This is a genomic window from Pseudomonadota bacterium, assembly GCA_018823285.1.
Classification (GTDB): domain Bacteria; phylum Desulfobacterota; class Desulfobulbia; order Desulfobulbales; family JAGXFP01; genus JAHJIQ01.
The window spans coordinates 83,625-95,054 of sequence record JAHJIQ010000010.1; the positions used below are offsets into that span (position 1 = coordinate 83,625).

10 protein-coding genes and 3 pseudogenes are annotated in these 11,430 nt (G+C 50.1%); 12 read left to right on the forward strand and 1 reads right to left on the reverse strand.

Annotated elements, in window-relative coordinates:
• The first annotated feature begins 42 nt into the window (after positions 1–42).
• The 12 genes and pseudogenes from KKG35_03125 to KKG35_03180 all read left to right on the forward strand — a co-directional run bounded on the left by KKG35_03125 (position 43) and on the right by KKG35_03180 (position 10,819).
• Complete coding sequence (locus KKG35_03125) at positions 43–1,023, forward strand: hypothetical protein (GenBank protein MBU1737107.1); 981 nt, start codon at positions 43–45, stop codon at positions 1,021–1,023.
• Between the two features lie 14 nt (positions 1,024–1,037).
• Positions 1,038–2,012, forward strand: a complete 975-nt coding sequence (locus tag KKG35_03130) for a thrombospondin type 3 repeat-containing protein (GenBank protein ID MBU1737108.1) — start codon at positions 1,038–1,040, stop codon at positions 2,010–2,012.
• Positions 2,013–2,219: 207 nt separating this feature from the next.
• Positions 2,220–2,492, forward strand: coding sequence for an HU family DNA-binding protein (locus KKG35_03135; GenBank protein MBU1737109.1), 273 nt, complete (start codon positions 2,220–2,222; stop codon positions 2,490–2,492).
• 743 nt (positions 2,493–3,235) lie between these two features.
• A complete protein-coding gene (locus tag KKG35_03140; GenBank protein MBU1737110.1) occupies positions 3,236–4,033 on the forward strand; it encodes a DUF2034 domain-containing protein in 798 nt (265 codons plus the stop codon).
• A 112-nt stretch (positions 4,034–4,145) separates the two neighbouring features.
• Complete coding sequence (locus KKG35_03145; GenBank protein MBU1737111.1) at positions 4,146–7,199, forward strand: DEAD/DEAH box helicase family protein; 3,054 nt, start codon at positions 4,146–4,148, stop codon at positions 7,197–7,199.
• Between the two features lie 117 nt (positions 7,200–7,316).
• Positions 7,317–7,550: pseudogene (locus tag KKG35_03150) on the forward strand (DNA damage-inducible protein D).
• An 8-nt stretch (positions 7,551–7,558) separates the two neighbouring features.
• On the forward strand, positions 7,559–8,410 hold the full coding sequence (locus tag KKG35_03155; GenBank protein MBU1737112.1) for a Bro-N domain-containing protein: 852 nt from the start codon (positions 7,559–7,561) through the stop codon (positions 8,408–8,410).
• An 8-nt stretch (positions 8,411–8,418) separates the two neighbouring features.
• Positions 8,419–8,787, forward strand: coding sequence for a four helix bundle protein (locus KKG35_03160; protein MBU1737113.1), 369 nt, complete (start codon positions 8,419–8,421; stop codon positions 8,785–8,787).
• A gap of 76 nt (positions 8,788–8,863) precedes the next feature.
• A pseudogene (locus KKG35_03165) lies at positions 8,864–9,105 on the forward strand (DNA methylase).
• A 41-nt stretch (positions 9,106–9,146) separates the two neighbouring features.
• Positions 9,147–10,082: an HNH endonuclease gene (locus KKG35_03170; GenBank protein MBU1737114.1), complete on the forward strand. Its 936-nt coding sequence runs from the start codon at positions 9,147–9,149 to the stop codon at positions 10,080–10,082.
• A 22-nt stretch (positions 10,083–10,104) separates the two neighbouring features.
• The gene (locus KKG35_03175; GenBank protein MBU1737115.1) at positions 10,105–10,443 is read left to right on the forward strand and encodes a nucleotide pyrophosphohydrolase; all 339 of its coding nucleotides are present in this window, start codon (positions 10,105–10,107) and stop codon (positions 10,441–10,443) included.
• 55 nt (positions 10,444–10,498) lie between these two features.
• Positions 10,499–10,819, forward strand: a pseudogene (locus KKG35_03180) (site-specific DNA-methyltransferase).
• Between the two features lie 52 nt (positions 10,820–10,871).
• On the opposite strand, the gene KKG35_03185 reads toward KKG35_03180, so the two are convergent.
• Positions 10,872–11,430: transposase (locus KKG35_03185; protein ID MBU1737116.1), on the reverse strand; the 559-nt coding region annotated here is incomplete at its 5' end.

Here is an 11,430-nt window from a genome sequence, read left to right on the forward strand (position 1 = left end):
TTTTAAGGATATGAATTGCATGCAACATTTAAGGAGTTGGGGATGAAGAAACTGATAGTACTGATCTCTCTGATCATGGCGTCTACGGTATCGGCCGAAAATGTGACCTATACCTACGACAACCTGAACCGGCTGACCTCAGCCACTTACTCTTCAGGTACGATCAATTATACCTATGACTCGAACGGCAACATGACCCAGGTTGTTACCGCATCCGGTTGCGTAGACCCATTATATCGTGATGCAGATGGAGATGGTTTTGGTGATTTGGCTATTACGATCACTACCTGCCCACAACCGGGTTATGTCCTCGACAGTACTGATTGTAATGATGATCCAACAACAGGCCCCTATGAGCATCCCGGTCAGACCTGGTATCCGGATGTGGATGGTGATGGATATTACAGCGGAGCAACAGATACAACTTCATGTACCCGGCCGGTTGATCATTTTGCCGCTGCCGAACTGGTGACAGTGGTCACTGCTGACAACTGTCCTTCAATAGCCAACCCAACTCAGGTCGACAGCGATGGAGACGGAGCAGGGGACGCCTGTGATGCATTTATGCTTAATGCGGCTTACAGCCAGGATACTGATGGTGATGGTATCGCTGACGAGTGGGAGACAGCAAACTTCTCCAACCTGACCACGGCGGACGGGGTTAGTGATACCGATGGAGACGGCTTGACCGATCTCCAGGAGTTCCAGGCCAGCCTTGATCCTAATGTCACGGTTCATCAGGGCTATGTCCCACAGGCCGAATATGACCAGGTGACAACGGATCAGGGATATCTCAAACTCGGGGACCACGATAAAACCGGTAATGTCGACGGCGTCGATTTGGACTGGTTCGCCGGTAATTACGGCAAGGTCGGGCTTGATGTGGATGATGACGGTGATACCTTCACAGAAGTGACCGGAGATTGTAACGACGGTGATCCAAACATCAAACCTGGAATAGCCGAGGTTTGTGCAGATGGCATCGACAACAACTGTGATGGCAATGTTGACGAGGGTTGCTAAGGAAGGAGTGATCAATGATCAATAGATTCTCGTATATATTTGCCACATTACTCGTCTTGATGTTTTCAGCCGGGAACGTTCAAGCGGTGCCGAATGTTAACGTTTATGGCTCTGGAACTTACAGTGATTCCAATGCCATCGTTAACATTTACGCGACGACTCTCGACTGTAATCTTATGAGTTTCGGGGTGACCCTTAACTTTGATCCTGCAGATGTTTCCTCAAGTGGTGTCAGTCGTAATAATGCGGTTTGGTATTTAGGAGATGGTGTTACGAACTCGGTTTACATGAGCCCCGCTGTTGATGTTTCCGGAGTCAAGATGATAGGTGGTCGACTTGATATAGCAAACCCGACTGATGGTTATGGTGGCCCAGACATTCTTCTCGGGCAGATGATATTTACCAGAGTAAGTGCCAATGTCCCGGCATTTACTCTGACTTATGCAGAGGGAGGGACATATGTCAATTACCGGACTGCTGCCCATGAAGATCTTGACACAATGCCCGGCGGGGTGGTTTTTGGTGCAGTAAACTTGGTCCCTGATGCTGATGGTGATGGAGTGCCGGATTCAAGCGATGTGTGTCCCGGATTTGATGACAATGCCGATGCTGACGGTGATCTGGTTCCAGATGGGTGTGATGCCTTCCCAAGTGACCCTGCAGAAGATACCGATACCGATGGTGATGGAATAGGTAATAATGGAGACCCATGTCAGTTAACCATGCCGATACGCAAACAAGGGGGTAGTGATTACAGCCAGGGACTCCAGGCCGTTTATGATTTGCAGCCGGCGACCTTCACTGTAAAGATCCAAAGCAACTATTTGAGTGGACCTTTGCGGCTTGACAAGGCAATAGATATTACCATCAAAGGTGGTTATGACTGCGCATATAGTCCGGTTAACTCTGGTGCACCAACGGTCATTGATTCTTTGATAATCGATTATCAGAGTGGAGCGGTAACAATAGATAACGTTTCAATTGAATAACTGGTAAGGAGTTGGGAGAGAATAGCAGCAGCATTTTTTGATGGTGCTGAACTTCTCCCAATTCTGAAGATACCAAAAGGTGATTTCCGAAACTGAAGATGGCTTGAGAATTTCAGTCAAAACTTTGGCAGAAGTACTCGGCAAATGTGGTAAAAAGAAAAACTGATAAACATTCAACCCATGAATAACGAAAGGAGAACAGGCAATATGAATAAGTCGGAACTTATCGCAGCAATGGCAGAAGTAGCAGACATCAGCAATGCAGCAGCAGGAAAAGCGCTTGATGGAATGATGGGTGCAGTGTCAGGATCTTTAGCAAAAGGTGATAAGGTTTCATTGATCGGATTCGGTACTTTCTCCGTGACCAAGAGAGCAGCCAGAGATGGCCGTAACCCTCAAACAGGCAAGACTATTAAGATCGCAGCAAAGAATGTGGCTAAATTTAAACCTGGCACCAAACTGGCTGACGCAGTGAATTGATACATAACATTATCTTGATCAGGGCGTTTGACATACTCCTCATGTCAAACGCCCTTTCTTTTTGTCCTAACCATCTTCCCGGATGAAAATTGTGCCTAAAATTGTGCCTAATTTGCATGCAAAACCATGATATCTGATGAAAACGAGTGATATCTAGACAGAGAAGCAGGTTTCTAAAAAAGCTAATAATATTAGTAAAATAGATCATTGTTTTTCACTGCTTGTCATCGTTCCGCACAAGCGGGAGGAGCGCTTCGAATCCCGTAGGGGTCACCAGAAAATACAAAGGGCCTGCGATTCATTTCGCAGGCCCTTTTTTTGTTCTCCTCCCCATGCGGGCATCAAGAAATGTCCAGGCGATAGCGACGCCGGGTGGATATTTTGCTTTTCTCAAGCAGCACCAAAAAAAGTTGCTCGTGCTTGGAGATAATGCAATAGCGCAAGCCTGACTCGCTCGTTAAGGCGGAAGTTCTCTGGGAAGGCTATGGTAACCGTAAGGAGACGATAAAATGTCTGCGCGAGGTCATGCGCCTTACAAATTTTACCGATCTAGTCCATCGCTGGGCCGTGAACATGATCGACGAGGTGGCATAAAAAATAACCGATAGCCAGAGGAAACACGACTCTGACAGAATTACTGCCTGTATGCACCTGACAAGTTCTTTGATAATTTATGCTTCTCGGTTAAATTGCTTTTCCAAAGGATTTAATCATGAACTATAGAACATTACGAGGCAGGAAGATTGGCCAAACGAAATGACAGCCTTATAGATGTCTTTTGTATTCTTTCCTGGAGGGTAAGTGTTATAACGGCATTCATAGTTTTTGCTGTTTCTCATTATCTCATACCAGCTATCCAGTTCGAAAATTTCTATCTTAAAGCCATGGCTCCATCCTCTCCGATACTGGGAAAAATGGTTTCAATGGTCTTGCTTGGTTGTGCGGCGTTATCCGCAGTTAACTCTATGAAAAAAACCAAAAGGCTTGATTCGCAAAAAGATATTGTTTCGATCAGGGCTCTTGGCTGGAAGGAGTTTGAGGAATTGGTCGGTGAAGCCTACCGGCGACAAGGCTACTCTGTGGTCGAAAACCATGGCGCTGGTCCTGATGGTGGAGTTGATCTGGTTTTGAACAAGGATGGCATGACCACCCTTGTCCAATGCAAGCATTGGAAAATATTGAAGGTTGGGGTGAAAGTGATCCGGGAACTGTTCGGTGTCATGGCTTCACAAGGAGCGCAAAAAGGGATTGTGATTTCTTCCGGAGAATTCACTAAAGATGCGATCGATTTTGCGAATAGCAACTCTGTTGAATTGATTAATGGCACAAAGCTGTTAGCGATGATTGGTGAGGTTAAAAAAGAGCACCGGATTGAAAAACCGTCATCTGTCTTAGAGAATGTAAAAAAGGGGTGCCCTGCATGTGGCGCGGAGATGGTCCTTCGGATAGCCAAGAAAGGGCAACATGCCGGATCGAAATTCTGGGGTTGTTCGAACTTCCCAACATGCAAAAAGACTGAGAAGTATGTTGGAAATGGATGATCTTTGATATTGGTAATTGTTCAATGGCCATTTGTTGTGTAAATTGTGGTTGTTTGTTAGGTGATCTGTATTTGAATACTCCCCTCTATAGGTGCATGGAGAATACAAAAAATTGGATAATCGTTTTTTCGAGAAGCCCATCTTAAACTCTCCCTACGCCTATCCCTCCCGGCACTGGGAACTTGATGATCAAGGGCAGCCAACCCAGGCAATTGCAGAAGAACGTCGCCCCGCCAAATTCATCACTCCGATTCCCAAACCCCGCAAACGTAAAGGCTTGGCCCAACAGCAATCATTGTTCGTCGATGCCACGGTTTCTTCCACCGAACAGCAGTACGCGGAAATACCCCACATCAATGAACTTCGTCGTCAGGTCGATGCCTGGCGCGACCTGCCAAACCCCAACGACTGGCATGTCACCCCGGAAACCGCCCGACTGCTCCAGCACTGGCGACACCATCGCTTCAGCGGCATTCGACCATTCTTTTGCCAGGTCGAAGCGGTCGAAACCGCCATATGGTTGACTGAGGTTGCGCCAACCCACAAGGCAGGCAAGAAATTTCTCGAACACATGGCAAATGCCAACGACGAAGCCAATCCAGAGTTGATGCGCCTCGCCTTAAAGCTGGCCACCGGCGCTGGTAAAACCACGGTCATGGCCATGTTGATCGCCTGGCAGACCGTCAATGCAGTGCGGCGCCCAACCAGCAAGAAGTACACCCGCGGATTTCTTATCGTTGCTCCCGGTCTTACCATCCGTGATCGATTAAGGGTCCTGCAGCCCAACGACCCGGACAGCTACTATCAAAGCCGAGAATTGATCCCGAGCGACATGCTTGGTGATCTGGAGCGGGCCAAGATCGTCATCACCAACTACCACGCATTCAAACTTCGCGAGCGGTTGGAAATATCCAAGGGTGGCCGGCTTCTGCTCCAGGGCCGTGGCGGTGAAGAGTTGAACACCCTGGAGACCGAGGGGCAGATGATCCAGCGGGTGATGCCGGACTTGATGGGTATCAAGAACATCATGGTAATCAACGACGAGGCCCATCACTGTTATCGGGAGAAGCCACCGGAAGAGGATGAGTCAGAGAAACTGAAGAGCGATGAGAAGAAAGAGGCGGATCAGAACAACGAGGCTGCCCGGATGTGGATTACCGGGCTGGAAACCGTCAAACGTAAGCTTGGCATCACCCGTGTCTACGATCTTTCTGCCACCCCGTTCTTTCTCAGTGGCTCAGGATATAGAGAAGGCACCCTTTTCCCCTGGACCATGAGCGATTTTTCGCTGATGGATGCCATCGAATGCGGCATTGTCAAATTACCTCGCGTCCCGGTGGCCGACAATATCCCCGGCGGCGAGATGCCGATGTTTCGCAACCTCTGGGAACACATCCGCGCCAAGATGCCGAAAAAGGGTCGGGGCAAGGGCGCCACTCTTAATCCGCTTGATATCCCCACTCAACTGCAGACCGCTCTTCTTGCCTTATATGGTCATTACGAGAAGACTTACGAACTCTGGCGAAAAGAAAATATCTCAGTCTCTCCCTGTTTTATTGTGGTCTGTAACAACACCTCGACCTCCAAACTGGTGTACGATTGGATCTCCGGTTTCCAGAGAATCAACAAAGATGGCACCAGCCAGCTTGAATTTGGCCGTTTGGAACTGTTCCGGAATCACGATCAACATGGGAACCCGCATGGCCGGCCCCGGACCCTCCTCATTGATAGTGAACAACTCGAATCCGGCGAAGGTCTGGACAATAATTTCCGCCAGATGGCCGCCGATGAGATTGACCGTTTCCGCCGGGAAATTGTCGAACGCACCGGCGATCGCCGCCAGGCAGAGAACCTTACCGATCAGGATCTGCTGCGCGAAGTCATGAATACCGTCGGCAAGCCTGGAACCTTGGGAGACTCGATCCGTTGTGTGGTCTCGGTCTCCATGCTCACCGAAGGCTGGGATGCCAACACGGTTACCCATGTCCTTGGTGTCCGTGCCTTTGGTACCCAGCTGCTCTGCGAACAGGTCATCGGCCGCGCCCTGCGTCGTCAGTCCTATGATTTGAACGAGGAAGGCTTGTTCAATGTCGAGTATGCCGATGTACTGGGCATTCCCTTCGACTTCACGGCCAAGCCGGTAGTGGCCCCCCCGCAACCGCCCCGGGAAACCGTCCAGGTCAAGGCAGTGCGTCCAGAGCGCGACCATCTGGAAATACGATTCCCGAGGGTGCAAGGCTATCGAGTCGAATTGCCCGAGGATCGGCTTACCGCCACCTTCAATGATGATTCCGTCCTTGAACTCACTCCGGAGTTAGTCGGCGCCACTGAGACCCGTAACTCCGGCATCATTGGCGTACCGGTTGATTTAACACTGGTCCATACCGGTGATGTCCGCCCCTCCCAGGTGGTGTATGAACTGACTTCACACCTGGTCCTCCATAGCTGGCGGGATGCCAACGATGAGCCCCAACTCCATCTTTTCGGTCAGTTAAAGCGGATCGCCCGCCAATGGCTGGATGGATATCTGGTTTGCACAGGTGGAACCTATCCTGCACAACTCAAATACAAGATGCTCGCCGACATGGCATGCAAGCTGATTACCGACGGTATCACCCGGGCAAAACAGGGTGAGATGCCGATCAAGGCGGTTCTCGATCCCTACAATCCGGTCGGCTCCACTATCCACGTCAACTTCAACACCTCAAAAAAAGATCGCTGGCAAACCGACGCCCGCCGGTGCCATATCAACTGGGTGATCCTGGATAGCGACTGGGAGGCCGAGTTCTGCCGGGTGGCCGAATCCCATCCCAAGGTGAGAGCCTACGTCAAGAACCACAATCTGGGATTGGAAGTGCCCTATCGCTATGGCTCAGAGACCAGGACTTATATCCCGGATTTTATCGTTCTGGTTGATGACGGGAAAGGGGACGATGACCCGCTGCATCTCATCGTCGAGATCAAAGGTCTCCGCCGCGAAGATGCCAAGTTGAAGAAGGCCACCATGGAGAACTATTGGGTGCCGGGGGTGAACAACCTGGAGCGGTATGGTCACTGGGCCTTTGCCGAGTTTACCGAGGTCTATCGGATCGAGAGCGATTTTGAAGCCAGGGTGGAATCGCTGTTCAACAAGATGATCGAGACCGTTGCGAATCGAGAAGGCTGATCTGTATACAAAAAGCCGTTTTTCTATGCACATGACCAACCACATGCATAATAAACAGCTGATTTTTATTCATTATGAAGTATGCCCGCAATCTGGTCGGTATGAGGGAGAAAAGATATGAAAACTGAGATTGTCCGGTCTCTGACCGATAATTTCGAGGCGCATGCCCAGCAGACCGAGAATGGCATCGAGTTCTGGCTTGCCCGCGATCTCCAGCACCTTCTCGGCTATACCAAATGGGATAATTTCCTGAATGTTATTTCCAAGGCCAAAACCGCCTGTGAGATCTCCAACCATCAAATCGCCGACCATTTTGCCGACGTCGGGAAAATGGTCAAGTCGTCAGGGAGCAACGGCCCATGAGCAATATTAAACTGTTTGAGACACGACAAATTCGTTCAGTGTGGAGTGATGCTGAGCAGCGCTGGTATTTTTCGGTCATTGATGTGGTTGCAGTCCTGACCGACAGCCCGAAGCCACGGGATTATTGGTACCACATAAAAAAACGGGAAAAAATCAGCGGGACTGAACTGTCGACAATCTGTCGACAGTTCAAACTGCAAGCCCCGGACGGCAAATTACGGGAGACCGACTGTTCGGATACAGAAGGATTGCTTCGGATCATCCAGTCCATTCCCTCGCCCAAAGCCGAACCCTTCAAACGCTGGCTGGCCAGGGTCGGCTACGAACGCCTGGAGGAGATAGAAAATCCCGAACTGACCGCCAAGCGTATGCGGGAATTATACAAGGCCAAGGGATATAGCGACGAATGGATTGAAAAGCGAGTGCGCGGAATCGCCATTCGCGACGAGTTGACCAATGAATGGAAGAAACGCGGAGTCAAGGAACAGCTCGAATATGCCATTCTCACCGCCGAGATCAGCCGCGCCACCTTCGGCATGACGCCTTCGGAGTATAAGGCCTTCAAGAGCCTTGATAAACCGGCGGACAACCTTCGTGACCATATGAGCGACCTGGAGTTGATCTTCACCATGTTGGGCGAGGCCTCCACCACCGAGATTGCACGTAACCAGAATGCCCAGGGCTATGAAAAGAATCGCAGTGCTGCCATTGAAGGCGGAACGGTTGCCGGCAGTGCCAGAAAAGATCTGGAGAGGAAATCAGGGCGGAGGGTATCGAGCAGGGAGAATTTCAAGGAGATTCCGGAAGCGGCGATGCGGAAAATTGGAAGAGTGAAGAGTGAAGAGTGAAGAGTGAAATGTTAGAGCCGAGGAGAGACTTGCCGGAGCGTACGTTTGCGTTTGCCTGTCGGGTTGTGAAATTGTGCCAGGTGCTTGAACAGGCGCCTGGTGTAAGCCGTACGTTGGCCAACCAGCTCTTAAGGGCCGGGACATCAATCGGCGCCAACGTTGAAGAGGGGCAAGGCAGCCAGAGCAAGGCGGACTTTATCGCCAAATACTCCATTGCCTGTAAGGAAGCCCGTGAAACTAATTATTGGCTTCGGTTGCTGTTAGCGGCAGAAATTGTAACCGACCTCAATTTGAAGGACTTGAGTGATGAATCGAATCAACTGATTGCCATCCTGACAACGATCCTAAAGAAAACCAGGAGCAATTCAGGAAAATAGTCACCCGCAAGAGAGAAGTTTTCTTCACCCTTCACTCTTCAAACTTCACTCTTTTTTGCGACAAGGAACAAACAACATGGCCATGAAGAAGACAGATAGCAAAACCGTGGAAACATTGACCCACGCTGAAGCGAGTCGCAAAAACATCCCCACCGCCGAGCATCAGTCGATCATGCACGAGGCCGACAAGAGCCCGGTGCAGGTCGCCTACCAACGCCGCAACCGCGATCTGGACCCGCAACTGGTCTGGCGCGGCAAGGATGAGCAGGACTGGTCGGATCTGATTGTCCAGGCCCCACCCTCTACATCCAGGAGAAGGAAGGTATGAGGAGCAAGATGCAAATGACAAAGGGCACAGCATGAAATTCTGGGTGGGTGTCACCGACAATAATTGGTATAACTTTCTTCGCCAGCGGCAGCCGGATGAGGTGAATTTCTGGAGGCCAAGCGGCAAAAGTCAATTCTCGGCCGTCCAGCCTGGCGACCTGTTTCTTTTTAAACTTAAATCACCTCACAACCACATTGCCGGCGGCGGTTATTTTGTCCGGCATTCAATCCTTCCACTTTCTCTCGCGTGGGAAGCATTTAAGGAAAAAAACGGCGCTCCTGATTCGCAATCCCTTCTGCGCATGATTTCCGCGCTTCGGAATGACAACAATCCAAATCCTTTTATTGGGTGTTCAATTCTCGCAGAACCGTTCTTCTTCAGGGAAGAGGACTGGATTCCGGCGCCGACCAACTGGGGGCGCAGCATTGTGCAGGGCAAAACATACAGCACTGCGGATTCTCATGGCATGTCACTCTGGCGTGCGGTAATGGACCGTCTCCAACAAAATCCGTTATTGGATGACACGGGAGCAAGCACGGCTCTTGTTGCTGCGGAAGATCAACCCCAGTACGGATCGGAATATCTGACCAAAGTCCGTTTAGGCCAAGGAGCTTTCCGAGTTCTGGTCACGGAGTCTTATCAACGCCGATGCGCTGTCACCGGTGAACGTACTTTGCCGGTCCTTGAGGCCGCGCACATCAAACCATTTGCTCAGAGTTGCCCCAATCGGGTGAATAATGGTCTGCTGCTACGTTCCGATCTCCATATCCTTTTTGATCGAGGATATATGACGATAACCGACAGCTTGAATGTTGAAGTAAGCCGCAGAATCAAGGAAGAGTTTGAGAACGGCCGTGATTATTACGCCATGCACGGCAAGCCCTTAATCGTTATGCCAAGCGAGGCAATTGAGAGGCCGGCTGGTGACTATATTGCGTGGCACAATGAAAATATCTTCCGGCCATAACCAGGCCGGCAAGGAGGGATAGTTGGAAAAGTTACTGCAGGAACTCATCAAATTCCGTGAGGAAAGGGATTGGGGCCGGTTTCATTCCCCGAAAAATCTTGCCATGGCGCTCATGGTTGAAGCAGGGGAGCTAACAGAACATTTTCAGTGGCTCACTCAGGAACAAAGCCAGAATCTGCCGGATGAGAAAAAAGCTCTCGTCAAAGACGAAATCGGCGATGTCTTCATCTATCTGCTCAACCTGGCCGATCGGCTGGGTATCGACCCGTTGCAGGCGGCACGGGACAAATTGGAAAAAAACAGAGAAAAGTATCCCGCCCTGAAAGTCAAAGGCAAGGCTTTGAAATACGATGAATACTGAAAACGGTAAATCTCTGTCCGATTTTCACTCGACACTAACCACCGACCACTTTTCCCAGGTCAAGGTCAACGGCGTCGACGTCTTCGACCCCAACACCGGCGAAGTCCGCAGCGACTCAGCCTCCGGCATCGCCTGCTGGTTCATCGACACCGACTACAACGAAGAAAGCTTTTTCGTCCGCCACGCCTACTTCCTGGGCGCCAACGACCCATACAAGGCCCTCAAAACCACCCTCAAAGCAGAGATCAACGAAGAAGCCTGGGCCACTCTAAACAGCGACACCTCCCGCCCCTTCGACAAACCAAAAACCGGTCGCATCGCCGTCAAAGTAATCAACCACCTTGGCGATGAAGTGATGAAAGTTTTTAGGGTGTGAGGACCTAGTAAAGGGGTCTAGACCTAGTAAAGGGGTCATAAAGATAAAGGGGTCAAGTCTTTGCTTGACCCTTGCTCAGTTTTATCCTTATTTCTGCAAATTTTTTCCGAAGACGATTGTCATTGGCAAGTAGATTTTCCGTGCGAATAACAGCACTGCTGACTGAGCTGTAACTGCCCAGGTCAAATTCTTTGCAAATATCCTCTAATTTCTCCCGGCTGAGTTTCCTGCAGAGATAGATAGCCAGGTTCCTTGGTCCATTTGCCTGACCACGTACGGTCTTTGCCAGTGCTGTGATAGGAATTCCGTAACTCTGGCAGACTGTTTCCTTGATATCCGGAATTGACGGAGCTAGTTGCCAGGATTGTGGTACTTCTTGGTGTCTGTTCCGTTCGAAGAACTCATCTTTTACCCATTGAACGAAAGTATCTGTTCCGAAAACAGAAGGCAGATTTTTTTTACCGAAAAAACCCAGCACTTCCTGAGTTTCTTCGCCTTGGATGAATTTTCTGTACTCCTTTACGGCAACGGCCGGTTTCTCGGATAACATGGAAAGCAGGAGCTTCTTGGAGAGCCAATCCCATTTCCTGGCGTTGGATAGGTAACCGGCA

Coding starts and splice junctions, on each gene's coding strand:
- KKG35_03125 (MBU1737107.1), top strand. CDS start 43: ATGAAGAAACTGATAGTACTGATCTCTCTGATCATGGCGTCTACGGTA.
- KKG35_03130 (MBU1737108.1), top strand. CDS start 1,038: ATGATCAATAGATTCTCGTATATATTTGCCACATTACTCGTCTTGATG.
- KKG35_03135 (MBU1737109.1), top strand. CDS start 2,220: ATGAATAAGTCGGAACTTATCGCAGCAATGGCAGAAGTAGCAGACATC.
- KKG35_03155 (MBU1737112.1), top strand. CDS start 7,559: ATGAGCAATATTAAACTGTTTGAGACACGACAAATTCGTTCAGTGTGG.
- KKG35_03160 (MBU1737113.1), top strand. CDS start 8,419: ATGTTAGAGCCGAGGAGAGACTTGCCGGAGCGTACGTTTGCGTTTGCC.
- KKG35_03170 (MBU1737114.1), top strand. CDS start 9,147: ATGAAATTCTGGGTGGGTGTCACCGACAATAATTGGTATAACTTTCTT.